24 protein-coding genes are annotated in these 24196 nt (G+C 69.5%); 13 read left to right on the top strand and 11 right to left on the bottom strand.

Annotated elements, in window-relative coordinates:
- The first annotated feature begins 1 nt into the window (after position 1).
- Together AC07O4_RS09835 and AC07O4_RS09830 are read left to right on the top strand one after the other, a co-directional pair.
- Positions 2 to 1810 carry a feruloyl-CoA synthase gene (locus tag AC07O4_RS09835; RefSeq protein WP_495304399.1) on the top strand — a complete coding sequence of 603 codons (1809 nt, stop codon included), beginning with the start codon at positions 2 to 4 and terminating at the stop codon, positions 1808 to 1810.
- A gap of 82 nt (positions 1811 to 1892) precedes the next feature.
- Positions 1893 to 2678: a crotonase/enoyl-CoA hydratase family protein gene (locus AC07O4_RS09830; RefSeq protein ID WP_139704744.1), complete on the top strand. Its 786-nt coding sequence runs from the start codon at positions 1893 to 1895 to the stop codon at positions 2676 to 2678.
- A gap of 1 nt (position 2679) precedes the next feature.
- Here AC07O4_RS09830 and AC07O4_RS09825 read toward each other — a convergent pair whose 3' ends face one another.
- A complete protein-coding gene (locus AC07O4_RS09825) occupies positions 2680 to 4068 on the bottom strand; it encodes an aminotransferase-like domain-containing protein (RefSeq protein WP_062481803.1) in 1389 nt (462 codons plus the stop codon).
- A 137-nt stretch (positions 4069 to 4205) separates the two neighbouring features.
- Between AC07O4_RS09825 and AC07O4_RS09820 the strand changes: the two genes are divergently transcribed.
- The 3 genes from AC07O4_RS09820 to AC07O4_RS09810 all read left to right on the top strand — a co-directional run bounded on the left by AC07O4_RS09820 (position 4206) and on the right by AC07O4_RS09810 (position 7433).
- Positions 4206 to 5492 carry a hydroxymethylglutaryl-CoA reductase, degradative gene (locus tag AC07O4_RS09820; protein WP_495304398.1) on the top strand — a complete coding sequence of 429 codons (1287 nt, stop codon included), beginning with the start codon at positions 4206 to 4208 and terminating at the stop codon, positions 5490 to 5492.
- A 100-nt stretch (positions 5493 to 5592) separates the two neighbouring features.
- Positions 5593 to 6048, top strand: coding sequence for a hypothetical protein (locus AC07O4_RS09815; RefSeq protein WP_495304397.1), 456 nt, complete (start codon positions 5593 to 5595; stop codon positions 6046 to 6048).
- Positions 6049 to 6089: 41 nt separating this feature from the next.
- Positions 6090 to 7433 (top strand): tripartite tricarboxylate transporter permease, encoded by a 1344-nt coding sequence (locus AC07O4_RS09810; protein WP_369647818.1) that lies wholly within the window; start codon positions 6090 to 6092, stop codon positions 7431 to 7433.
- Between the two features lie 156 nt (positions 7434 to 7589).
- On the opposite strand, the gene AC07O4_RS09805 is transcribed toward AC07O4_RS09810, so the two are convergent.
- On the bottom strand, positions 7590 to 8927 hold the full coding sequence (locus tag AC07O4_RS09805) for an AsmA family protein (protein WP_495304396.1): 1338 nt from the start codon (positions 8925 to 8927) through the stop codon (positions 7590 to 7592).
- Between the two features lie 87 nt (positions 8928 to 9014).
- Here AC07O4_RS09805 and AC07O4_RS09800 point away from each other — a divergent pair, with 87 nt between their 5' ends.
- The 5 genes from AC07O4_RS09800 to minE all read left to right on the top strand — a co-directional run bounded on the left by AC07O4_RS09800 (position 9015) and on the right by minE (position 12950).
- Positions 9015 to 9437 (top strand): hotdog fold thioesterase, encoded by a 423-nt coding sequence (locus AC07O4_RS09800; protein WP_095948453.1) that lies wholly within the window; start codon positions 9015 to 9017, stop codon positions 9435 to 9437.
- 159 nt (positions 9438 to 9596) lie between these two features.
- The gene (locus tag AC07O4_RS09795) at positions 9597 to 10883 is read left to right on the top strand and encodes a solute carrier family 23 protein (RefSeq protein ID WP_070061419.1); all 1287 of its coding nucleotides are present in this window, start codon (positions 9597 to 9599) and stop codon (positions 10881 to 10883) included.
- A 131-nt stretch (positions 10884 to 11014) separates the two neighbouring features.
- Positions 11015 to 11791, top strand: a complete 777-nt coding sequence (gene minC / locus AC07O4_RS09790) for a septum site-determining protein MinC (RefSeq protein ID WP_495304395.1) — start codon at positions 11015 to 11017, stop codon at positions 11789 to 11791.
- 68 nt (positions 11792 to 11859) lie between these two features.
- The gene (gene minD / locus AC07O4_RS09785; RefSeq protein ID WP_062481817.1) at positions 11860 to 12675 is read left to right on the top strand and encodes a septum site-determining protein MinD; all 816 of its coding nucleotides are present in this window, start codon (positions 11860 to 11862) and stop codon (positions 12673 to 12675) included.
- 2 nt (positions 12676 to 12677) lie between these two features.
- On the top strand, positions 12678 to 12950 hold the full coding sequence (gene minE / locus AC07O4_RS09780; protein ID WP_056574726.1) for a cell division topological specificity factor MinE: 273 nt from the start codon (positions 12678 to 12680) through the stop codon (positions 12948 to 12950).
- A gap of 24 nt (positions 12951 to 12974) precedes the next feature.
- On the opposite strand, the gene AC07O4_RS09775 is transcribed toward minE, so the two are convergent.
- The 3 genes from AC07O4_RS09775 to AC07O4_RS09765 all read right to left on the bottom strand — a co-directional run bounded on the left by AC07O4_RS09775 (position 12975) and on the right by AC07O4_RS09765 (position 17698).
- Positions 12975 to 15914, bottom strand: a complete 2940-nt coding sequence (locus AC07O4_RS09775; protein ID WP_495304394.1) for an SEL1-like repeat protein — start codon at positions 15912 to 15914, stop codon at positions 12975 to 12977.
- A gap of 64 nt (positions 15915 to 15978) precedes the next feature.
- Positions 15979 to 16878 (bottom strand): alpha/beta fold hydrolase, encoded by a 900-nt coding sequence (locus tag AC07O4_RS09770; protein WP_495304393.1) that lies wholly within the window; start codon positions 16876 to 16878, stop codon positions 15979 to 15981.
- A 217-nt stretch (positions 16879 to 17095) separates the two neighbouring features.
- A complete protein-coding gene (locus AC07O4_RS09765; RefSeq protein ID WP_062473724.1) occupies positions 17096 to 17698 on the bottom strand; it encodes a TetR/AcrR family transcriptional regulator in 603 nt (200 codons plus the stop codon).
- 178 nt (positions 17699 to 17876) lie between these two features.
- Between AC07O4_RS09765 and AC07O4_RS09760 the strand changes: the two genes are divergently transcribed.
- On the top strand, positions 17877 to 18821 hold the full coding sequence (locus tag AC07O4_RS09760; protein ID WP_062473726.1) for a CysB family HTH-type transcriptional regulator: 945 nt from the start codon (positions 17877 to 17879) through the stop codon (positions 18819 to 18821).
- A 113-nt stretch (positions 18822 to 18934) separates the two neighbouring features.
- Positions 18935 to 19201 (top strand): hypothetical protein, encoded by a 267-nt coding sequence (locus AC07O4_RS09755; RefSeq protein ID WP_062473728.1) that lies wholly within the window; start codon positions 18935 to 18937, stop codon positions 19199 to 19201.
- A 90-nt stretch (positions 19202 to 19291) separates the two neighbouring features.
- Here the strand turns inward: AC07O4_RS09755 and AC07O4_RS09750 are convergent, their stop codons facing one another.
- Positions 19292 to 19753: an RcnB family protein gene (locus tag AC07O4_RS09750; protein ID WP_159279047.1), complete on the bottom strand. Its 462-nt coding sequence runs from the start codon at positions 19751 to 19753 to the stop codon at positions 19292 to 19294.
- Positions 19754 to 19899: 146 nt separating this feature from the next.
- A complete protein-coding gene (locus AC07O4_RS09745; RefSeq protein ID WP_495304392.1) occupies positions 19900 to 20490 on the bottom strand; it encodes a dihydrofolate reductase family protein in 591 nt (196 codons plus the stop codon).
- A gap of 110 nt (positions 20491 to 20600) precedes the next feature.
- On the opposite strand from AC07O4_RS09745, the gene AC07O4_RS09740 reads away from it, so the two are divergent.
- A complete protein-coding gene (locus AC07O4_RS09740; protein ID WP_495304391.1) occupies positions 20601 to 21023 on the top strand; it encodes a winged helix-turn-helix transcriptional regulator in 423 nt (140 codons plus the stop codon).
- 9 nt (positions 21024 to 21032) lie between these two features.
- Here the strand turns inward: AC07O4_RS09740 and AC07O4_RS09735 are convergent, their stop codons facing one another.
- The 4 genes from AC07O4_RS09735 to AC07O4_RS09720 are packed head-to-tail and all read right to left on the bottom strand — an operon-like array spanning position 21033 to position 24195.
- Positions 21033 to 21926, bottom strand: coding sequence for a VOC family protein (locus AC07O4_RS09735; RefSeq protein ID WP_495304390.1), 894 nt, complete (start codon positions 21924 to 21926; stop codon positions 21033 to 21035).
- A 37-nt stretch (positions 21927 to 21963) separates the two neighbouring features.
- Positions 21964 to 22809 (bottom strand): ABC transporter ATP-binding protein, encoded by an 846-nt coding sequence (locus AC07O4_RS09730; protein ID WP_495304389.1) that lies wholly within the window; start codon positions 22807 to 22809, stop codon positions 21964 to 21966.
- Positions 22806 to 23654, bottom strand: a complete 849-nt coding sequence (locus AC07O4_RS09725) for an ABC transporter ATP-binding protein (RefSeq protein ID WP_495304388.1) — start codon at positions 23652 to 23654, stop codon at positions 22806 to 22808. The genes AC07O4_RS09730 and AC07O4_RS09725 overlap by 4 nt, the downstream gene beginning before the upstream one ends.
- On the bottom strand, positions 23638 to 24195 hold the full coding sequence (locus AC07O4_RS09720) for an OsmC family protein (RefSeq protein ID WP_489062294.1): 558 nt from the start codon (positions 24193 to 24195) through the stop codon (positions 23638 to 23640). Before AC07O4_RS09720 ends, AC07O4_RS09725 begins: the two co-directional genes overlap by 17 nt.
- Position 24196 lies beyond the last annotated feature (1 nt).

Below are 24196 nucleotides of genomic sequence, written 5' to 3'. Positions count from 1 at the left end.
CATGACCGACTTCCTTCTCGACGACACCCTGGTCGCACCGCCCCGCACGGTGCGCATCGACTTCGACGATGGCTCGTTCGTGCTGCGCTCGCCGACGGCGCTGCAGCCGTATGCGCGCTGCATCGGCGAATGGATCGAGCGCTGGGCGCGCGAGACGCCCGACGCGCTGGCGTTTGCCGAGCGCGACGACAGCGGCGAAAGCTGGCGCACCCTCGACTACCGCGCGCTGCGCGCCGCCGTCGGTGCGGTGGCGCAAGGCCTGCTCGACCTGGACCTGCCGCCGGGCCGGCCGGTCGTGATCCTCTCGGACAACGCCATCGACCACGCCGTGCTGATGCTCGCGACGATGCACATCGGCCGCACGGCCTGTTCGCTGTCGAGCGCCTACTCGCGCATGGCGAAAGACCCGTCACGGCTGCACGGCATGTTGAAGGCGCTGCAGCCCGGGCTGATCTACGCCTCCGACGCGAAGGTGTACGGCGCATCGCTCGCCGACTGCGGCGTCGAGGCGGTCACGGTGTTCAGCCGCCACGCCGACACGCATCCGGGCGCGCTGGCTTTCGACCAACTGCTCGACGCGAAGGAAACGCCCGCCGTCATGCAGGCCTTCGCCGCCGTGGGCCCCGACACGCACGCCAAGTACCTGCTGACCTCCGGCTCCACCGGCCAGCCCAAGGTGGTGATCAACACGCACCGCATGCTGTGCGCCAACCAGCAGATGATGGCGCAGACATGGCGCTTCCTCGCGCAGGAAAAGCCCGTGCTGGTCGACTGGCTGCCGTGGAGCCACACCTTCGGCGCGAACCACAACCTGCACATGGTGCTGTGCCACGGCGGCGCGCTCTACATCGACGAGGGTCGGCCCGCGCCGGGCCTGATCGAGAAGACCGTGCGCAACCTGCGCGAGGTGAAACCCACGCTGCTGTTCAACGTGCCGCGCGGCTTCGACATGCTGCTGCCCTTTCTCGAAGCCGACGACGCGCTCGCCGCCGAAGTGTTCTCGCGGCTGCGCCTGGCCTTCTACGCGGCGGCCGCGCTCGCGCCTTCGACCTGGCAACGGCTCGAAGCTGTGGCGCGGCGCGTGCGGCCCGCGCGCCCGCTGTGGCTCACGACCTCGTGGGGTGCCACCGAGACCTCGCCCGCCATCACCTCGGCGCACTGGCAGCTCGACGGCGCCGGCTGCATCGGCGCGCCGCTGCCGGGGCTGGAACTGAAGTTCGTGCCCAACGGCGAGAAGCTGGAGATGCGCGTCAAGGGCGTCTCGGTGTTCCCCGGCTACCGCGACGCGCCGCGCGAGACCGCCAGCGCCTTCGACGCCGAGGGCTACTACCGCATCGGCGACGCGGGCTTTCTTGCGAACCCCGGCGACCCGACGCAGGGCGTGATCTTCAACGGCCGCGTGGCGGAAGACTTCAAGCTCTCGACCGGCACCTGGGTGTCGGTGGGCACGCTGCGCGTGAAGCTGGTGTCGCTGCTGGCGCCGCATGTGCAGGACATCGTGCTCACCGGCCACGACCGCGACGCGATCGGCATGCTGGTGTTCGCCAGCCCGCAAGGCGCCGCCCTCGCGCCCGGGGCGCTGGCCGCGCGCATCGCCGAAGTGCTGCGCGCCCTGCGCGACGAGGGCGCGGGCTCGTCGCAGTGCCCGACCTGCGCGCTGGTGCTGGCCGAACCGCCCAGCCTCGACGCGGGCGAGATCACCGACAAGGGCTACATCAACCAGCGCGCGGTGCTCACGCGGCGCGCGGCCGAGGTGGCGCGGCTGCATGCGCCGACGCCGGGCGATGCGGACGTGATCCGCGCCACCTGAACGCGGCGGGGTTGGAGAACCCGGGAATGTTTTCTACGATGGCCGGGCCACCCGCCATTTCAACTTCCCGGAGACGCCGCCCATGTCCACCCCACCCTGCGTGACCTTCGAAGCGGACGGCCCCGTCTGCACGCTCACGCTGAACCGGCCCGACAAACGCAACGCCGTGGACGGCGTGGTCGCCGCCGCATTGCGCGCGGCCTTCGAACGCTTCGAGGCCGACGACGCGCTGCGCGTGGCCGTGCTGACGGGCGCGGGCGGCCATTTCTGCGCGGGTGCTGACCTGGGCGCGGTCGGTGATCCGGCACGCCGCAACGAGCTCGACCCCGACGGCGGCGGCGCCGGCCCGATGGGCCCGACGCGCATGGCACTGTCCAAGCCGCTGATCGCGGCGGTGAACGGCTACGCGGTGGCGGGCGGGCTCGAGCTGGCGCTGCTGGCCGACCTGCGCGTGGCCGACGACGACGCGGTGTTCGGCGTGTTCTGCCGCCGCTGGGGCGTGCCGCTGATCGACGGCGGCACCGTGCGGCTGCCGCGCCTCGTGGGCATGGGGCGTGCGCTCGACCTGATCCTCACGGGCCGGCCGGTGTCCGCCGCCGAGGCGCTGGCGATGGGCCTGGTGAACCGCACCACGCCACCGGGCGGTGCACTCGCCGCCGCGCAGGAGCTGGCGCGGCAGATCGCCGCCTTTCCGCAGCAATGCATGCTGGCCGACCGCCGCTCCGCCTTCGAACAGTGGGACCTCCCGCTGGCCGAGGCGCTGCGCCGCGAAGGCGCGCAGGGCGTGCCGATCGTTGCGGCCGAAGGCGAAGCCGGTGCCGCGCGCTTTGCCGGCGGCGCGGGCCGGCACGGCACCTTCAAGGGCTAGTTCAGGCGCGCCGCCGCAACGCGGTGCGCAGCGCCTTCGCAAAACGCGGGTCGGCCATGGCACCCACGTTGAAGCGCGACCAGCGCGAGACCTGCGTCGAGTCGACGCTGAAGATGCGCCCCGGCGCCATCACGATCTTGCGCGGCAGCAGTTCCTTCGCGAAGGCCAGCGAGTCGTCCACGCCGGGCAGCGCGGCCCAGATGTAGAGCGACTGCGGGCTGCGCGCGAAGACCTCGGCGTCCACGGCGTCGAACAGCTTCAGCGCGTCGCGCGTGGCCTCGCCCAGCCGCTGCTGCAACCGCTTGAGGTGCCGCTGGTAGTGGCCCTCGCTCAGGATGACGTCGACCGTGCGCTCGCTGTACTCCGAGCTGCTCACGTGGATCAGCGCCTTCAGGTCGGCCAGGTCGCTCGCCAGGTCCGCCCCGCAGGCGATGAAGCCCACGCGCAGCGCGGCCGAGAACGATTTCGAAAAGCTGCCGATGTAGATGGTGCGTTCGAGCTGATCGAGCGCCGAGAGCCGCGGCAGCGCCGTCGGCTTGAAGTCGGCCAGCGGGTCGTTCTCGACGATCAGCAGGTCGTACTTCTGCGCCAGCTGCAGCACGCGAAAGGCCTTGGCCGGCGAGATGTCGGAGCCCGTGGGGTTGTGCGCCAGCGACTGCGTGAAGAACAGGCGCGGCCGTTCGGCGATGAGCAGCTGCTCCAGCACCTCGAGGTCGGGCCCGTCGGCCAGGCGCGGCACGGCCAGCATCTGCGCGCCCGCGAGCTTGAGCTTGCCGAACAGCGGGTAATAGCCCGGGTCGTCGACCAGCACCTTGCCGCCGGGCGGCACGAAGTAGCGGATGACGATGTCCATCGCCTCATTGGCGCCGTGCGTGAGCACGATCTGCCGCGGCTCGGCGCCGATGCCGAAGTCCGCCAGCTTGCGCACGAGGTGGTCGCGCAGCGGCGCATAGCCGAAGCGGCTGCCGTAGCGGAACAGCGCACCGAGCCCCGTGCGCACAACCTTCGGGTGGTACTTGTCCAGCCGCACGTCGGCCAGCCATTCGACGGGCGGAAAACCGTCGCCCACGGCGACCGCATCGGGCTGGGTCTTGAGCTGCTCGCGCATGAGCCACACGATGTCCATCGCGCGGCCGAGGCTGCCCGCGTCGTCCTCGGCGGGCTTGGGCGTGGCCGTGGCCTGCGCGAGCACGTAGTAGCCCGAACCGCGCCGCGGCTCGACGAGGCCGCGCGACACCAGCAGCTCGAAAGCGGCCACCACGGTGTTCTTGGCATAGCCGTGCAGCTGTGCGAGTTCGCGCAGCGAGGGCAGCTTGTCGCCGGCCTTGTAGGCGCCGCTCGCGATCTGGCGCGCGAGGGTGTCGGCGAGCGAATCGGCGATCGTGGTCATGGGCTTCGACTGTGACACAGCGAGGCCTGGCGGCGCACCACTGTCCGCACTGTCCCGCCAAACTGTGCCTTCCGCGGGCGGTACAGCCGGCCTAAATTGCCTGCTCCCGAATTCACCTTCCGAAGAGACACGCACCGATGGCCGCCGATTCCCGCATTCCCAATTTCCGCGCACTGACGCCCGCCCAACGCCTGGCCCACATCGCACAGGCCGCCTCGCTCACCGACGACGAGGTGGCGCTACTCGCCCAGCCCGGCGCCCTGAGCGTGGACCGCGCCAACGGCATGGTCGAGAACGTGATCGGCACCTTCGAGCTGCCGCTGGGCGTGGCCGGCAATTTCACCGTGAACGGGCGCGACTACCTCGTGCCGATGGCGGTGGAAGAACCCTCGGTGGTGGCCGCCGCGTCGTTCATGGCCAAGCTGGCGCGCGAAGGCGGCGGCTTCGAGGCTTCGAGCACCGGGCCGCTGATGCGTGCGCAGGTGCAGGTGATCAACATCACCGATCCCTACGGCGCGCGGCTCGCGCTGCTGCGTGCGCGCGACGAGATCCTTGCCGTGGCGAACAGCCGCGACAAGGTACTGATCGATCTGGGCGGCGGTTGCCGCGACATCGAGGTGCATGTGTTCGGCGACACGCCGCGCGGCGCGATGGTGGTGATGCACCTGATCGTCGACGTGCGCGACGCGATGGGCGCGAACACCGTCAACACCATGGCCGAGGCGGTGTCGCCGCTGGTCGAGAAGCTCACGGGCGGCACGGTGCGCCTGCGCATCCTGTCGAACCTGGCGGACCTGCGGCTGGCGCGTGCGCGCGTGCGGCTCGCGCCCTCGGTGCTGGCCACGCGCGAGCGCAGCGGCGAAGAAGTGGTCGAGGGCGTGATCGACGCATACACCTTCGCGGCCATCGACCCCTACCGCGCGGCGACGCACAACAAGGGCATCATGAACGGCGTCGATCCGGTGATCGTCGCGACCGGCAACGACTGGCGCGCGGTGGAAGCCGGTGCGCATGCGTACGCCTGCCGCAGCGGGCGCTACAGCTCGTTGACCACGTGGGAGAAAGACACGACGGGCGCGCTGGTCGGCACCATCGAGATGCCGATGCCGGTGGGCCTGGTCGGCGGCGCCACCAAGACGCACCCGCTCGCTAGGCTCGCACTCAAGATCCTCGACGTGAAGTCCGCGCAGGAACTCGGCGAGGTCGCGGTGGCCGTGGGCCTCGCGCAGAACCTCGGTGCCTTGCGCGCGCTCGCCACCGAAGGCATCCAGCGCGGCCACATGGCGCTGCACGCCCGCAACATCGCGCTCGTCGCGGGCGCCACCGGCGCCGAGATCGACAGCATCGCCAAGCAGATGGCCGCAGAACACGACGTGCGCACCGACCGCGCCGTGGCACTGCTCGAAGCGCTGCGCAAGAAGTAAGCAGGCAAAGGCGGGAGCACCCCGCACAACGGACCGCGGCCGAAACCGCGGCGGCCGCGCAGGCGGCCGTCACATCACCACAGACGGAGACACACGACAAATGAACGCAGACAGTGCAACGCCCGCCCGTTGGCGGCTGGTGGAGATATGGGGCGACACGGCCGACCTGGGCCATCTCGCGTGGGCCATCGTCATCGGCGTCGCGGTGAGCCTCACGGGCTACCTCGTGGCCAGCCGCGTGCTGGCGAGCGCCGTGGGCACGCCCGAGCTGGCACGCGCCTACGCGATGCTCGCCGGCCTCGGCGGCTGCGTCGTCTCGGGCCTGATCTGCGCGAAGCTCTTCACGCCGAAGCGCGAGGTGGTCGAGGGCACGGACCCCGATCCGCGCTGGCGCGAAGAGGTGCTGGCCGAACTGGCCGGCGAGCACGGCGACCTGGGCTCGGTGGACGACCTGCCGCCGTCGGTGGTGCGCGAGATGAAGGAGCTGGAGATCTACGAGCTGTTCGCGTCGTACAAGCCCCAGGCCGCCAAGGCCGCCGAAGGAGCCGCCTCGTGATCGACGCCGCCCTCTTCAACCAGATCCTCGTCGCCACCGGCATGGGCCTCGTGGGTGCCATCGTGTTCGCGGCCATCGGCCTCGTCTCGGGCACCGACGAAACCACCACGCTCGCACCGCTCACCCTGCTGGTGGTGCTGCTGGGTGTGCCGCCCGAAGGCGTGTTCACCTTCTTCCTGGCGGCCGCCGTGGCCAAGCACATGACGCACGCGGTGCCCACCGCGCTGCTGGGCATTCCGGGCGACACCATGGCCACGCCGCTGCTGCAGGACGCGAACGTGCTGCGCAACCTGGGCGTGCCGCACATCGCGCTGCGCAAGATGGTGTCGGGCGCGATCATCGCGGCCTTTCTGGCGGTGCCGCTGGCCGTGCTGTTCGCGGTGCTGCTGGCGCCGTACGGCGCGGCCATCACCAAGGCGGCGCCGTGGATCTTCGTGGTGGCGGCCGTGGCCATTGCCTATTTCTCGAGCGGGCGCTGGGCCTCGGTGGCCACGCTGGTGCCGTTCGTGATGGTGATCGTGGCGCTGCAGGCGCTCACCGGCAAGTACGGCGTGAAGCTCAGCATCAGCTACTTCCTGGGCATCGCCATCGGGCCGCTGGTGGCCGACCTGTTCTCGGTGATCTCGCCGGCGGCGCGTGCGCGCATGAAGCGCGACAAGGTCCGCACCTTCTCGCTCGCACCCGACGTGAAGGGCTGGTCGGGCTACTTCCCCAACCCGTTCAAGGTGCTCGACCGCGGCCAGGTGAAGTGGACCTTCGCGACCGCCGCGATCTCCAGCGCCACCTTCGTGTTCAGCCCGGTCGCAATGACGGTGGTGCTGGGCGAGCTGGTCGGCTCGCGCATCAAGCATGCGTACCACCGCCTCACGACCACGCTGGCCGCGCGCAACGGCGTGACCGAGGCCACCTACATCGCCGAAGCGTTGATTCCGCTGATCGCCATCGGCCTGCCGTTGAGCCCCGTGGCGGCCGGCCCGGCGGCGCCGCTGTTCAACGCACCGCCGGTGTTCACCATCGACTCGGCCACGGGCCAGACCCACAACCTGCACAACCTGCTGAACCACTGGGAGTTCCTGGGCTACGGCATGTTGGCGGTGATCTTGGCCGCGCTGGTGGCCTATCCCTTCACGATGAACTTCGCGCGCCGCGCGGCGCTGTTCGTCTCGCGCAAGGTGAGCCACGAGGCAATCATCGCGACCTTCGTCGGCTTGATCGTGGTGATCAGCGTGTGGGAAGGCCAGCTGCTCGGCCTCCTGGTGATCCTCACGATGGGCCTGCTCGGCGGCCTGCTGTCACGCGCCATCGGCTTCAACACGGGCGTGCAGTTCATGGGCTACTACACGGCGGTGTTGACGGTGCCGGCGGTGATCAAGGCATTCTCCTGATCGGCCGGCCGCACACCAGCAGCGCGTCCATGTGCCCAGGACACTGGGTGCTTCCCGCAGCGGAATCAAGGAGGAGGCCGCAGGCCGGGGGACATTCGCGGAGGGAAGTACCCAGTGTCCTGGGCACACGCCCTGAACGCAACGGCAACCAGCCAGTCAACGCTGCGATGCAGAGGGTTTCGGCGGCGTCTTCTTCTTCGCCGGTTCATCCCCACCGAACAGCTTCTCCACCTGCTGCCCCACGCGCGCCCCGATCGCCGTGCCCACCCCCGGCAGCACCGCGCTGCCAACCGCCGCCCCCGCCAGCGCGCCGCCGGTCATCGACACCTCGGGCTCGGCCACGCTGCCGCCGATCTTCAGCGGCACGCCGACCACGCCATCGACCAGGTCCACCGCCATCTCGCCCGACATCTGCCGGTTGAACAGCCGCAGGTTGCCGCTCGCGGTGAGCACGCCCGAGCGCGCCTTGAGGTTCGTGTAGCGCATCACGATGCCGTCTTCGGTGCCCTGGGTGTCGAGCGTGCCGGTGAGCTCGTCCAGCGCCGTGGTGCCGCCGCGGCTGATGCCGGCGGTGGTCACGGCCTTGGCCAGGTCGAGGCGGGTCAGCGTGGCGGGCTGCACCGAGAAGGTGGTGCGGGTGTGCAGGCCGCGGATCAGCGCGCCCACCTCGCGGGCCTCGGCCACCAGCGAGGTGTGGCCCGAGACCTTGCCAGCCACCGCCGAGTGGCGCCCGAAGGCCTGCACCAGCCCCTCGATGTCGACCTGCCGCGGGTCGAGTTCGGCCGACACGCGCAAGCCCCGCCCTTCAGGCAGCACCTCGAGCCGCGATTCTCCGTTCCACGTGCCGCCCCCGGCGTCGATGCGGGTGCGCCAGCGGTCTTCCGTGCCCTCGCGGTCCAGCCGCAGGCGCACGGGCGATGCGGCGCCGGCGCGCTCCAGACGCAGGTTGCGAGGGCGCCAGTTGTCGTCGAAGGCCACCTCGCCGTCGTAGGCCAGCGCGATGTCGCGGCGGTCGATCCAGACCACGTCGCGCCAGCGCACGCGCTCCACCGGCACGGGCGCCAGGGTCCAGGGCGCGGGCAGCGGCACGATGCGCTCGCTTTCCTGCGGCTCGGGGCCCTTGTCCCGGAAGGCGCGCACCGAGGCGCGCGGCAGCACCAGGCTTTCGAGCGCGATCTCGTCGATGGCCACTTCGCGGCGCAGCAGCAGCGGCCACAGGTGCAGCCGCACGCTCACGCGGCGCAGGGTGATGGGCTGGGGCTGGTCGGTCGCCAGCTCGGACAGCGCCAGCACGGGCACCGGCCACAGCGACCAGTGGGCGCCGCCCACCGTCAGCTCGACGCCGTAACGCTGCGAGAAGCCGGCGGCGATGCGGGCCGCCACCTCTTCGTCGTCGGGCAGGCGCGCGGCCACCACGAGCACCAGCGCGCCGATGCCCAGCAGCAGCACCGCCGCCGAGCCCAGAAGCCACCGCCGCACCGAAGGGAAGGTCATCGACCCAAGGTAGCACGCAAAGGCGACTGCGGTTGTCAGCCGTCGTCGCTATAGTGCCCTCGCACCCCCTGTATCGGAGACCCCTGCATGCGTATCTGGAAGAAAGAGATCTCGGTCGAATCGCTGACCGCCAACCACGTGGGCACGGCCGTGGCCGCCCTGGGCATCGAATTCCTGGAGGTGGGCGACGACTTCATCCGCGCCCGCGTGCCGGTGGACGAGCGCACCCGCCAGCCCTACGGCATCCTGCACGGCGGCGTGTCGGTGGTGCTGGCCGAGACGCTGGGCTCCTGCGGCGCGCATTACTCGGCCCCCGAGGGCGACCGCGCCGTGGGCCTGGACATCAACGCCAACCACATCCGCTCGGCCACCAGCGGCTGGGTCATTGGCACGGCGCGGCCGGTGCACCGCGGGCGCACCACGCAGGTCTGGCAGATCGACCTGACGAACGAGGCGGGCGAGCTGACCTGCGTCTCGCGCATCACCATGGCGGTGCTGCAGCCGCGCTGAGCGCGGGCGCGCCCCCGGGGCGCTTCTTTTCTTTCTTCTCCCGCTGGTACGCCTCTTGCGGGTGGCACCCGTGTTCAGCACGGGGTGGATCGACCACAATCTCGCCCCAGGGAGCGCGTCGACCCCCCAAACACACACCAACCGAGGAGAAGAAAACACATGTTCAACTGGACTGAAAAGCCGGTGTCCACACTGGCCAACGGCGCGGTCATCGCGCCCGACGAGCGGCTGCCCTGGCTGCAGACCGGCGCGATGGGCATCCAGCACGTGATCGCCATGTTCGGCGCCACGGTGCTGGCGCCGATCCTGATGGGCTTCAACCCCAACATCGCGATCCTGATGAGCGGCATCGGCACGCTCATCTTCTATCTCGTGACGGGCGGCAAGGTGCCCAGCTACCTGGGCTCGAGCTTCGCCTTCATCGGCGTGGTGATCGCGGCCAGCGGCTATGCCGGCAAGGGGGCCAACGCCAACATCGCGGTGGCGCTGGGCGGCATCGTGGCCTGCGGGGTGGTCTACATCCTGATCGGCGCCATCGTGCAGGCCGTGGGCACGGGCTGGATCGAGCGCTTCATGCCGCCCGTGGTCACGGGCGCCGTGGTGGCGGTGATCGGGCTGAACCTGGCGGGCATTCCCATCAAGAACATGGCGGCCAGCAACTTCGACTCGTGGATGCAGGCCGTGACCTTCCTGTGCGTGGGCCTGGTGGCGGTGTTCACGCGCGGCATGGTGCAGCGCCTGTTGATCCTCATCGGCCTGATCCTGGCCACGCTGGTGTACGCCGCGCTCACCAACGGCATGGGCCTGGGCAAGCCGGTCGACCTGAGCGGCATCGCCAACGCGGCCTGGTTCGGCCTGCCGACCTTCACGGCGCCGGTGTTCACGGCCAACGCGATGCTGCTGATCGCGCCCGTGGCGATCATCCTGGTGGCGGAAAACCTCGGCCACCTGAAGGCCGTGACGGCCATGACCGGGCGCAACCTCGACCCGTACATGGGCCGCGCCTTCATCGGCGACGGCATCGCCACGGTGGTGAGCGGCGCCGCCGGCGGCACGGGCGTGACCACCTACGCCGAGAACATCGGCGTGATGGCAGCCACGCGCATCTACTCGACGGCGGTGTTCGTGGTGGCGGCTTTCATTGCGCTCATCCTGGGCTTCAGCCCCAAGTTCGGCGCGCTGATCCAGGCCATTCCACTGCCGGTGATGGGCGGCGTGAGCATCGTGGTGTTCGGCCTGATCGCCATTGCCGGCGCCAAGATCTGGGTCGACAACAAGGTCGATTTCTCGCAGAACAAGAACCTGATCGTGGCCGCGATCACGCTGATCATCGGCACCGGCGACTTCACGCTGAAGTTCGGCGACTTCGCGCTCGGCGGCATCGGAACCGCCACTTTCGGGGCCATCATCCTCTACGCCCTGCTGGGCCGTTCGCGCAACGCCTGAGCGCAGACAAAGTGAAACCTCGTGCAATAACTGTTGTGCGGGGTCAGTGAACGCGGCGCCGGTCACCGGGCTTTGGCCGGCGCCCGTTAGACTCCAACGCTTTTCGCACCGACGTTCACACACGTTTTCCAATGGCCGATGTTTCCGCCGCTCGTACCAAGGCGGTTTTCGAATTCAAGAGCGCCACACTGCCGCTGATCGCAGTGATCCTCAAGACAGCCGACCTCGACGTGCTGGCCGAGGCGCTCGACGCCCAGTTGGCGGATTCGCCCGACTTCTTCGAGCAGGAGCCGGTGGTGATCGACCTCTCGCTGCTGCAGGAACAGGCGGCCGAGGGCGGCACCGACGCCCCCGAAATCGACTTTGCCGCCCTGCGCAGCCTGCTGGCGCGCCACCAGACCCAGCCGATCGCCGTGCGCGGCGGCAGCCCCGAGCAGCATGCCGCGGCGCGTGAAGCCGGCCTGTCGGTGGCCGCCATGCCCTCGGCCCCCGCGCCCCGCCCGCCGGCCCCGCCCGCCGAGGCGCCTGCGGCTTCGGAAGCCCCGCAGATCGTGCGCGAGCTGCCGGTGCCGGCCAACGGCACGCTGCTGATCGACAAGCCGCTGCGCTCGGGCCAGCAGATCTACGCGCGTGGCGGCGACGTGGTGGTGACGGCCATCGTGAGCTTCGGCGCCGAAGTCATCGCCGACGGCAACGTGCATGTGTACGCGCCGCTGCGCGGCAAGGCCATTGCCGGCGCGCGCGGAAACACCGAGGCGCGGATCTTCTCGACCTGCATGGAAGCGCAGCTGGTGGCCATTGCGGGCATCTACCGCACGAACGAAGTGCCGCTGCCCGAGCCCGTGCTGGGCAAGCCCGCCCAGGTGCGCCTGGACGGCAAAAAAATAGCGATCGACGCGATTCCCTGATGAAAAACCAGGAACGCGGCAGCGCTGAGCATCAATCGACAACTGAATCGAAACAAGAAGGAATGGCGATGGCCAAAATTGTGGTGGTGACCTCGGGCAAGGGCGGCGTCGGCAAGACGACCACGAGCGCCAGCTTCGCGTCGGGCCTTGCGCTCGCCGGCAAGAAGACGGCCGTGATCGACTTCGACGTGGGCCTGCGCAATCTCGACCTGATCATGGGCTGCGAACGCCGCGTGGTGTACGACCTGATCAACGTGATCCAGGGCGAGGCCAACCTGAGCCAGGCGCTCATCAAGGACAAGCAGTGCGACAACCTGTTCGTGCTGGCCGCCTCGCAGACGCGCGACAAGGAAGCCCTGTCGCAGGACGGCGTGGAGAAGGTGCTGACCGACCTGGCCGCCATGGACTTCGACTACATCGTCTGCGACTCCCCCGCGGGCATCGAGACCGGCGCCATGATGGCGATGCACTTCGCCGACGAGGCGCTGATCGTCACCAACCCCGAAGTCTCTTCGGTGCGCGACTCGGACCGCATCCTGGGCATGCTCAGCAGCAAGACCAAGCGCGCCAAGGACGGCGGCGAGCCGATCAAGGAGCACCTGCTGATCACCCGCTACAACCCGAACCGGGTGGCCGGCGGCCAGATGCTCTCGCTGGAAGACATCCAGGACATCCTGCGCATCAAGCTGATCGGCGTGATCCCCGAGTCGGAAAGCGTGCTGCACGCCTCCAACCAGGGCGTGCCCGCCATCCACGACAAGGACACCGACGTGGCCCAGGCGTACAGCGACGTGGTCGCGCGCTTCCTTGGCGAAGACAAGCCGATGCGCTTTGTCGAAGCCGAGAAGCCGGGCTTCTTCAAACGGATTTTCGGGAGCAAGTAGGCATGTCGTTTCTTTCGTTCCTGCTTGGTGAGAAGAAGAAGACTGCGAGCGTCGCCAAGGAGCGCCTGCAGATCATCCTCGCTCACGAGCGCTCCAGCCTCAGCGGCAAGAAGCGCCCCGATTACCTGCCCGAGCTCCAGCGCGAGCTGGTGGCGGTGATTTCCAAGTACGTGTCGATCAACGCCGACGACATCAAGGTGCACCTGGAAACCCAGGACAACCTCGAAGTGCTGGACATCAAGATCGAACTGCCCGATCCGGTTCCGGCGCGCTGAGCGCCAGAACCTCGATCAACCGGCTCACGCCGGTTGATCCGGGGCCGCAGCGGGCAGCGCCTCCAGCCGCTGCGCCCACTCACGGGCCTTGTCCTCGTCGAAGAGCGGACTTTCGCGGTCGCCGTAGAACTGCGCCGCCAGAGATTCCACGCAGGCGCGCTGGCTCTCCAGGTTCTCTTCGCAGTCATCGAGCGCGGCGCCGGTGAGCAGCCAGCGCTCGGCGTCCGCAGCGTCTTCCGGCGCGCCCTGGCCCTGCATGCGCATCCAGCCCAGTTCGTAGCAGGCCCAGCCCTGCTGGCGTTGGGTGCCGTCTTCCGCCACCTTCTGCAGCGCGTAGAGGGCTTCGGCGTACAAGGCCTTCACTTGCGCTTCTCCCTGGCCCTGTTCGGCCAGCGCCCCTGCGTGCAGGCACAGCGTGCGGCCGAGCTGCATCGTGGCGCTGGTGTCACCGGCTTCGTGGCCGCGGCGGAAGTAGCCGATCGCACGGGCCAGGTCGGGCTCCCCCGGTTCGCCGAGCTTGTACGCCAGGCCGAGGTTGTAGAGCGCCATCGTGTTGTTCTGCTCGGCGGCCCGTTCGTAGTGCCGCATGCCGCCTTCCAGGTCGCGCTCGCCCCCCTCGCCTTCCGTCAGCATGTAGCCGAGATGGGCGTGCGTGGCGGCGTCGTCCTCGCCGCCGTGGGTGATGGCATGCAGCAGCCACGCGCGCGCCAGGGCGGGTTCGGCGCCGAGGCCCGCCGTGTCCCAGCGCAGCATCTTCGAGAGCTCGCACATCGCCACGGGCAGGCCCTCGGGTGACGCGGTTGCGGGGGCGTCGCCGGGTTCGCGCACACCGGCGGCGCGCGCCATCCAGCGCAGGGCTTCGCGCGGGTCGGCCTCGACGCCCTCGCCGTCGCGCAGGTGGCAGGCCAGCTCGTAGGCGGCCCGCAGGTCGCCTGCGGCATGGCGCGCGGCCATGTGCTCGGTGTGCGCCTGCTCGCGGCCGTCGGCGTGCAACCAGACGTACAGGCCGTTGTCGTTGCGCGCGGCCTGCACCGGCTCGCCCGCGCTCCAGCGCTTGCACAGCTGCGAGCGGACCGCGACGGCCATCCAGCCGTCAGCGACCGACAAGGCGGCGGTGATCCACGGGTAGGCCTGCGGGTGCAGCACGGCGCCATCGGCGCGCAACACGCCCACGGCGAGTTGCCCTTTCTCGACCTTCGCGCTGCGCGGCACCGGGTCGGCGACCAGCCAGCCGAAGTCCTGCGTGCCCCAGGCCAGCGGCTGGAGCGTGCGGTGCCGGCACGGCACCAGCTCGCGGCCGGCGGCCACGTCGTAGATGCCGCGCAGCCACGGCGCGTTCTTCGCCGTGCGCCCGCCCTTGGACGCCACGCGCACCAGGTCGCGCCGGACCATGGCGTGCCCGCGCTCCTGGCCGGTCAGCGGCTCCAGGGTCTCGAAGCGGCCGTAGTCGAAGGGCACGAGCGCGCGGCCCTGCCCGTCGAGCAAGCCGCACAGGCCGTCGGCGCGTTCCACGGCGAAGCGCTTCGGCCGGGCCGGGGCGCCGCGCTCGTTCGACGGATCGTTGTCTTCGCTCGTCAGGATCTCGATGGGGTATTCCTCGAGCAGGTCGACCTGTTCGTAGACCGGCTCGATCGCGACGCGGCCTTGCGCATCCAGCAGCCCGCTCTGGCCGTCGCGCTTGGCGTCGAAGCCCTCCCAGTCGTGGCGCCACTGAAGGCTTTCGAAATCCGGCGGCACGGCCCATTCGCCGTCCGCGCGCACCAGCCCCCAGCCGCCCTCGTCGCCGCGCGCGGGCGCGAGGCCGAAGGGCGTGAAGTCTTCGGCTTCTTCGAACCGCGGCGAAATCGTCCATTGGCCCTGCAGGTCGATGTACCCGATGCGCTCGCCCACGCGGGCGCGCACCCGGCCTTCGACAAAGCTCCAGACCTCGTCGACCGAGGGCGGGAGCAGCCAGCTGCCGTCGGTGCGCAGCAGGCCGACGTGGTCGCCGACCAGCGCCGTGGCGATGTCGTCCTCGAAGGCCCAGACCTCGTCGAGCTGCGGTTCGAGCAGCACGCGCGGCGCTTCGGCGTCGGCGAGCAGCAGGCCGGATTGCTCACCTTGCGAGATCCAGAGCAGGCGTGGGTCGCTCCCACCGGCGTAGCGGATGTCGTCCCACGCGGGCTCGACCACGGTGGTGCGATGGCTGGCGCCCTCGTCGTCGTACACCAGGCGCATCACGCCCCAGCGGCCGTCGACCTCGAAGCGCCAGAGGTCGCCGCCCAGGTGGTTGTCGTAGTCCGGACGCTCGTCGTCGTCCTCGTCTTCTTCGGGCTCGAAGTCGGCAAAGCGCTCGTCGCGCGGCGCTTCGTAGCCGTCAAAGTAGGGATGCGACAGGCTGCCGAAGCCGAACTCCCAGGCCCAGGACTCCCAGTCTGCGAAGCGCTTGATGCCCAGCGCCGCGTCGACACCCGGGTGGTTGCCGCTGTCGATGCAGCGGCGCACCTCGGCCCACAGTTCATTGCACTCGCGGCGGTTGCGTTCGATGAAGCCCTCGCCTTCCGTGTCTCCGCCCAGCCAGGACAGTTCGTCGAGGTTGGCGGAAAAGCGCGGCGCGCTGTCGTCCGGCGTGTCGTCGATCAGCTCGGCCAGGTGTTGCGCCACGGCCTCGAACTGCAGCGCGATCTGCGGCAGCGTGTGCAGCATCGGATGCCGCTCGACAAAGGCGTGCAGTTGCCGGATGCGCGCGAGCGCTGCGTGCGCGTCGCTGACCAGATTGTCGGTGCCGGCATCGCCGAAGACGCGCTGGTGGTCGATGGCATCGCCGGCCGCGCCATCGGCCAGCAGGAGCTGCCAGAGCACGGGGAAGTTGTTGTTGGCTTCGGCGATTTCATCAGCCGATGCTTCTTCGGTGTCGGGAAGACTGTGTTCGAGATAGAGCCAGGAACGATTGCCCATGTGTTGGTCGGTGCGTGTGTCGTCCATGGCGAAGGCCATGGGTGGCGCCCAGTTTAGGGGCGCCGTTTCACGCGCACGTGACCGCCGGCCGCTACGCCAGGAACTGCGTGACCTGCGCGAGCACGGCCTGCTCCTTGAGGATGCGGCGGTGGCCCCAGCCCTGCGTGGGAAAGAGCCGCGCGCCGGCGATCGCATCGCGAAAGGCCTCGGCGTCGGCGAAGCGGTTCACGCGGTCGTCGCGGTCATGCACGATGAGCGTCGGCTGCGCGATGCGCGGGCCCACGGCGGCGGGCTCCAGCTGCTGCATCAGGATGCCTTCGCGTGCCTCGATCAGGCGCTGCATGCCCGCGCGCGTGCGCTCGCTGAGGCCGAACACCTGCGCGAAGTAGCGCGTGTACTCGCGCGGCGAGGCCGGCGGCGCCAGCAGCACCAGCCGCTGCGCCGGCAGCCCGCGCCCCGCCGCATAGGCCAGCGCATTGGCCCCCAGCGAATGCGCGACCGCCGCGCGCAGCACGTGCCCGTCGGCGCCGAGGCGCGCCGCCACGTAGTCGATGGCGCGTGCGAACTGCGGCAGGTTGCTGGCCGTGCCCGCGCTTCGGCCGTGGGCCGGCATCTCCAGCAGCACGGGCCGCAGGCCTTGCGCAGCCACGGCCTGGGCCAGCGGCAGCATCTGGCCCGCATGGCCGCCCCAGCCGTGCACCAGCAGCACGACCGGTGCCGACTCGGCGCCCGCGTCCTGCGCGGCGAGGTGGTAGATGCCGAGGTTCGCGTCCTCGAACGCCCAGGCCTCGCGGCGCCAGTCGGCACCGGGCTGCTGGCCGCGGTACAGCCATTTGGGCGGCAGCGGCGTGCCGAACACGCGGTAGGCCGCGCGCACGCCGAGCGCGGGCCACAGGCGCTGCGATGCACCGAGGCCGAAGCGCATCGCGCGCATCAATGGACTGGCGCTGTAGTAGCCCACGGGGGCGGTGGTGTGGGTGGTGGTGGTCATGGGGAAGGCTTTCGTTCGGGGGCTCAGTACCAGACCCAGTCCTGGTTGCTGCGCGGCAGGCTGCGCAGCGTGTCCTGCACGCCGCGCACACCGAGGAGCACCGCGTAGGCGGCGATGAAGAGGGCAATGATCAGCATGGTGCTTTTCCTTTTTTATCGCACGGTGGTGCGAAATTAAGGCAAACGAAGAGGCGGTGGCCGTCGTCTGCGGGTGCGCCTCAGGCGCGGTAGCTGGAAAGAAGGCGCTGCCAGGTCTGGCCCGCGCGCTCGGCCGCATGCCCGTCGCGCAGGAAGCGCGCGTCGTGCAGCTGGTTCATCATGATCCCGTTGATCTCGCTCACGAGCTGGGCCGGGTCGGTGTCGGCCTGGAGCTCGCCGGTCTCGACCGCCTGCAGCACCGTGCGGCGCAGCGCGGCACGCCAGCGCGTGATCTCGTCGAAGAGCAGGTCGCGCAGCTCGCCTTCGCGGTCGTCGAACTCGAAGGCACCGGCCACGTAGAGGCAGCCGTTCTGCGCTTCGACGTCGCGCGTGCGGGCGATCCAGCGCGCGACGATGTCGTTCAGGCGGGGCAGGCCCTTGGGCTTCTGCATCGCGGGCACGAACACCTCGGCCAGGAAGCCGCGGCCGTACTCCTCGATGACGGCCTTCTGCAGCGCCTCGCGCGAGCCCACGCGCGAGAACACGCCGCTCTTGGACAGCCCGAGCCGGCTCGCCACGGCCTGCAGCGAGATGGCTTCCAGCCCTTCGGCCAGCGCGAGATGCATCGCCGCGCCGACGATGGCGGCACGGGTGAGTTCGCTTTTCTGGGTCTTGGCGTCCATGCGGCGAACTTTAGCACAGTCGTGCGAAATATCAATCTCCCCACGCAGAAGGGCTTCATAGATGTTTTGCTCATGTGGAACCAACAAACGCATCGTTCCCTGCATAAGCCCTTCTGCCGAGAATCGCCGGTCGGCCCCGACCCGGGGTCCGGACCTCTTTTCACCTCCTGCGCGCCCGATGAACTTTCAACAACTGCGCTCGGTACGCGAGGCCGTTCGTTGCGGCTTCAACCTGACCGAGGTCGCCCACACCCTTCACACCTCGCAGCCCGGCGTGAGCCGGCAGATCCGCGAACTCGAGGAAGAACTCGGCATCGAGCTCTTCGTGCGCGCCGGCAAGCGGCTCACGGGCCTCACCGAGCCCGGCGGGCACGTGCTGCCGATCATCGAGCGCATGCTGATGGAGAGCAGCAACCTCAAGCACGCGGGCCAGGAGTTCGTGGCGCAGCAAAGCGGCCTGCTCTCGGTGGCGGCCACGCACTCGCAGGCGCGCTATGCGATGCCGGTGGCGGTGCAGGAATTCCGCGCGCAGTTTCCGAACGTGAAACTGCACCTGCACCAGGGTTCGCCCAAGCAGATCGCGCAGATGCTGCTCGACGGCGAGGCCGACGTGGGCATTGCCACCGAGGCGCTGGGCGACTACCCGCAGCTGGTCGCCCTGCCCTGCTACCGCTGGACGCACTCGGTGATCGTGCCGCCAGGGCACCCGCTGCTCGACGCGCCGCTCACGCTGGAGGCGCTCACGCAGCATCCGCTGATCACCTACGACACGGGCTTCACGGGCCGCTCGCGCATCGACGAGGCCTTCGAGCAGCGCGGCCTGCAGCCCAACATCGTGCTGGCCGCGATGGACGCCGACGTCATCAAGACCTATGTGCAGCTGGGCCTGGGCGTGGGCATCGTGGCCGGCGTGGCCTACGAGGCCGAGCGCGACACGCAGCTGCGCGCGCTCGATGCGGGGCGGCTGTTCGGCATCAACCTCACCAAGCTGGCGGTGCGGCGCGGCACCTATCTGCGCAAATATGTCTACGCGTTCATCGAGTCGTTCGCGCCGACGTTGACGCGCGCGATTGTCGAGAAGGCCTTGGGCGACGAGGTCAAGGTGTCTCACTACGAGATTTAGCTCAAGCGCAACGAAATCGACACTTCCGGCTCCAGGGTTGAAAAGAATGCGCGCAGCTTCACACAAGCGGCGTACATTCGGGTTAATTCCTTGGCTTCCGGAACGGATCAGCAATGGCATCGACTTCGCAGCAGCAGCAACTACAGGCCACCCGGGCCGCCCAAAAGGCGGCCGATGCAGCGGAGAAGCGCGAACGCCTGAAACGTGCCCTGCCCGCCACGGTCGAGCTGCTGCAAAGCCGCCAGGCCGATCGCATCGACGATCGCGACATCGACGCCTACGTCGATCTCAACTGGCTCGAATGGCATGGCGGCGGTTTGCGCCTCACCATCACCGGGCGCAACGTGTGCGCCCAATCGGCCGCCACCGCGGTGGCCTGACAAGCCCCTCCCCCAGTTCCCCAAAGAAAAACCGCCACAGTCTCCTGTGGCGGTTTTTGCATGTGCGTGACGTGAACGCGGTGCGAAGGCTTACTGACCCGCGATGATCTGCGCGATGAGGCCGGTGGCAATGGCTGCGAGCACGTAGTCGCCACCCACGCCCACCCACTGGTAGCCGCGCGGCGGCTGCTGCAGGCGGTAGGCGCGCCAGTCGTTCACCACGTAGTTGCGGCCCCGGTATTCGGTCGGCACGCGGCCACCACGGCGCCACTCGCTGTGCGGCTGCGGGAAGCCCCGGCGGTCGAACTGGCGGCCGTCGCGGAAGTCCTGGTCGCCGCGGTAGCCGGCGTGAGGACCGCGATGCCCGCGATGGTCGTCGCGCTGGTCATAACGACCGCCGCCAGGACGGTGGTCATCGCGCTGCTCGTAGCGGCCGCCGCCCGGGCGGTGGTCGTCGCCCCGGCGATCTTGCGCCAGCGCGCTGCCTGCCGCCAGGGACATTGCGAGCGCCGCAACGGCGGCAGTGGTCAGGCGCTTGGTACGGAAGATCATCTGGAACTCCTTTTGTGTGTCTGTGATGACGCCTCCATTCTGTGCAGCGCGTGTGTCTGCTTCGGGTGCGTCAGGTCACCGTCAGATGAAATCCGGTAAGCGCAGGTATCTCCGCGGCGTGTTGTCCTGCACGCGCGTAACGTACTTCACGCGGGCGCGTAGCGGTTCACCACCATGCCGCAGTCGTAGGCCCTCGATCCGAGCAGGCGCAGCGCGTGGCCATGGCGCGTGTCGTGGAACACCGAGCGGCCCGCGCCGACGGCCGTGGGGTTCACGAAGAACTGGAACTCGTCGACCAGCCCCGCCGACGTGAGCGACGACGCAAAGCCGACACCGCCGATGGTGAGGATGTCCTGGCCCGGCTGGCGCTTGAGCGCGTTCACCTCATCGGCCATGGCACCGCGCGCGATGTCGGTGCGCTCCCAGCGCGACGCCTTCAGCTTGTTGGTAAGCACGACCTTGCGTGCGTCAACCACCCGCTGGGCAAAGGCGTAGTCGGGGTTCGCAGGAAAGCGCGTCGCGGCGCGGCCCCAGTGCTCGAGGTAGCCCTCTTCGATGATCTTGCGGCTCAGCAGGATCGTGTCGACGCCCGCGAACACGGCGTTGAAATCGCGCTTGAGCGCCGCGTCCCAGCGCCATCGGTCGCCCCAGCCCCACAGCTGCCAGTCGATGTCGCCGTTGGCCGGCGACACGAACCCGTCGACCGACATCTGCATTTGCACGATGAGCTTTCGCATCGGAATCTCCTTCAGGTCGCTTGTGCAAACCGATCTCGAAATGCAAGCAGTTTCAGTATTCTCAAACCAGTGCGAAAATGCAAGCAGTTTCTCGAACCAGCGGAATCCCGATGGCCATCCAGCAGAAGTCCCTGTGCCCGATCAACCTCGCGCTCGAAGTCGTCGGCGATCGCTGGAGCCTGCTGATCGTTCGCGACCTGATGTTTGCGGACAAGCGGCACTTTCGCGAGTTCCTGCAGTCCGAGGAAGGCATCTCCTCGAACATCCTCACCGAGCGGCTGAACTCGCTGGTCGCGCACGGCGTGCTCAGCAAGACTGACGACCCCACGCACAAGCAGAAGGCGCTCTACAGCCTCACGCCCGTGGGCATCGACCTGTTGCCGGTGATCACGCAGCTCGGCATCTGGGGGCGCAAGCACCGGCCCGTGACGGCCGAGAGCAGCGCGCCTGCGGCCGCGCTGGAAAAGGGCGGGCCGGCGCTGCAGAAGAAGATGCGGGCCGCGCTGCGCAAGGCGCACCTGGGCAGCCGCTAGGGCTGCGCCCTACCCGCCCACCGTGCTGCTCGCCGTGTCGGCGCGCACGCGGCCCTGCGCTTCCAGCGCGTCCACCGGCGGCAGGTCGAGCTCGATCCACGCGCCGTGCGCACGTGCAAGGTCGAAGGTGCCAGTCGACTGCGGCCGGTCGGTGTGCAGCACCAGCGCGTAAGGGCCCTCGCCGCGCACGGCGAGGCGCTGTGCGAGCGCGTCGCCGCCCAGCTCCGCCGCCGGGGCACGGTCGCGCGGCGACGACAGCACGAGCACGCTGCTGCCCAGCGCGATCACGGCCACGCGCACCTGGCTGGCAGGCACGGCCACGGGTTCGCCGATGTGCGTGCTCGTGTCGCCGGAGACCGTGCCCAGCAAGGCGCGGTAGCGCGCCAGCGTGGCGTCGAGGTCGCGCACGGCGATGGCCAGGCTGGCCACGCCGAGCACGCCGTTGGGATGCACGCGCGCGGCACCCTCGGGCACGCGCAGGGCGCGCCGCGTAAGGTCGCCGCACAGGAACGGCAGGTCGGCCGACGGCGCGCGCGCGGTCTGCCAGCGCAGGTGTTCGCCGTCGGGGCGCACGCGCCCGCCGTCGAGCGGGCCTTCGAGCACGAGGCCGCGCGCCTTCGCATCGGCCACGGTAACGGCCGTGTCGCGCGGCAACAGCGCGAAGTCGACGATGCCTTCGCCGTGCCGCTGCAGCAGCTGCCACCAGCGCTCGGCGGGCGCCGGGTCGCGCCATGCGATGAGTTCGAAGTAGCTGCCGTCGCTGAACACGACGAGCGCGTTGTGCGTGCTGCGGCCCGGATGGTCGCCGCCGCGCAGCACGTGGAAGCCGAGCGCGGCGTAGTCGGCGATGGCGCGTTCGAGGTCGTGCACGGCGATCACGACGTGGTCGAGGGTCAGGGGCATGGTGAAGGTCTTCCTCGCGGCAAAGGGGTCGTCGTGGTCAGGAGGCGGTGCGGGCGGCGCCCTCGCCGCCCAGGTAGGCATCGCGGATGCGTGCGTCGGCCAGCAGTGCGCGCGCCGGGCCCGAGAGCACGATGCGGCCCGTCTGCAGCACGTAGCCGTGGTGCGCGATCTGCAGCGCGAGGCTGGCGTTCTGCTCGACCATGAAGACCGAAACGCCCTGCGCGTTGATGCGCGCGATGAGCTCGAGCACCTTGTCGACGTACAGCGGCGACAGGCCCATGGTGGGCTCGTCCATGCACAGCAGCTGCGGCCGGCCCATGAGCGCGCGCGCCATGGCCACCATCTGCTGCTCGCCGCCCGAGAGCGTGCCGGCCAGGAAGCCCAGGCGTTGCGCCACGCGCGGGAACAGCTCGAGCATGCGTTCCAGGTCGTCGGCCACGGCCGCGCGGTCGCGGCGCGCATAGGCGCCCATGAGCAGGTTCTCGCGCACGGTCATCGCGGGGAACAGGCGGCGCGCCTCGGGCACCGAGCCGATGCCCTTGCGGATGATTTGCGGCGTGCTCAGGCCGAGTGTCGATTCGCCGTTGAAGCGGACCTCGCCCGAGCGCGGCTTGAGCAGCCCGAGCACGATCTTCATCGTGGTCGACTTGCCGCTGGCATTGCCGCCGAGCAGGCTGACGATCTGGCCCTTGCGCACTTCGATGTCGAGGTCGAAATGCGCCTGCACGGGGCCGTAGAAGCTGTTGACCTTCTGGAGCTGCAGCAGGGGCGCCACCGCACCCGCCGGCGTTTGTGTGATGGCGCGTTCAGGCAGATCGTCGTTTCTCCCCTCTCCCCAGAGGGAAGAAGGCGACAGGCCGGTGCGCGCGACGGTGGCGATCATGCGGGCACCGCTTCTTCCTGCGCTTGACCGACCTGGCGATGGCCGAGGTAGGCCTCGATCACCGCGGGGTCGTTGCGCACGTCGTCGGGCAGGCCTTCGGCGATCTTGCGGCCATCGTCGAGCACGGCCACGCGGTCGGACAGCTGCATCACGAGGTCCAGCTTGTGCTCGATCAGCAGGATGGTCTGGCCGCGCGCCTTGAGGCCGCGAATGATCTCCAGCATCTCGGCCGTCTCGCTCTCGTTCATGCCGGCGGTGGGCTCGTCGAGCAGCAGCAGGCGCGGCCGCAGCGCGAGCGCGCGCGCGATCTCCACGCGGCGGCGGTTGGCGTACGAGAGGCTGTAGGCCGGATGGTCGGTGCGCGGCGTAAGCCGTTCGCCGAAGAGCGCGATGATCTCGCGCGCCTCGTCGCGCAGCGCTTCTTCCTCGCGCCGCACCGCCCCCGGCTGCACCAGCGCAAGCGCCAGCTCGGCCAGCGCCCCGAGGCCCGGCACACCGCCGACACGTGGTTTCACGGCGCGCAGCCGCGTGTGTGCGCCGACCAGCACGTTGTCGAGCACCGAGAGGTTCGCGAACACGCGCCCATGCTGGAAGGTGCGCGCGAGGCCGCGCTGCGCGAGCTCTTGCGCGGGCAGGCCGGTGATGTCGTGGCCGTCGAAGCGCACCTGCCCGGCATCGGGCTTGTCGAGGCCGGTGACGAGGTTGAACAGCGTGGTCTTGCCGGCACCGTTCGGGCCGATCACGCTCAGCAGTTCGCCCTCGCCCACCTGCAGGTCGACGGCGTTGACGGCCGTGAGCCCGCCGAAGCGGCGCACGAGGCCGCGGACCTCAAGCAGCGACGGCATCGGCGACCTTCGCCTTCGAGTTCACGAGCTTCACCTCGGCGCGAATGGCCTGCGGGTTGCGCAGCAGATTGAGGATGGGGCAGTTGCGCTCCACCGCTTCGAACAGCGCGTCGATCTCCTCGCGGCTGGCGGGCGAATCGATGTGCACGGTGTAGCCGATCTCGTGCGGCCAGATCGGCGTCTGCTCGTGGCCCGGCTTGCCGCCGCGCGGATCGATGACGCCGGTCACCTCGACCTCGAGGCTTTCGAGCGGCACCTGGCGTTCGGCCGCCTGGATCAGGAAGATGTGCGTCACGCAAGTGCCAAGCACGCCCAGCTGCAGCTCGGGCGAGCTCGGGCCGAGGTTGTAGCCCGCGAAATCGGGCGGGCTGTCGCTGATCACCTGGTGCTCGCGGATGCGCAGGCGGCGCACGCCGCTGCGGCCTTCGGCGCGCACGCTGGCCTTGAGTTGCGAGGGCTGTGCGGTGCCGGCCGCGACGGCGGCGTTGCGGGCCAGCACGGCGGTGCGTTTCTCGGCGAGGTAGTCGTTGAGGTGGCTCATG

The sequence above is a fragment of the Variovorax sp. GW821-FHT09D04 genome, from assembly GCF_059416405.1.
Note: the sequence above shows the minus strand (reverse complement) of the source record. Positions and strands in the feature narration are given on the sequence as shown.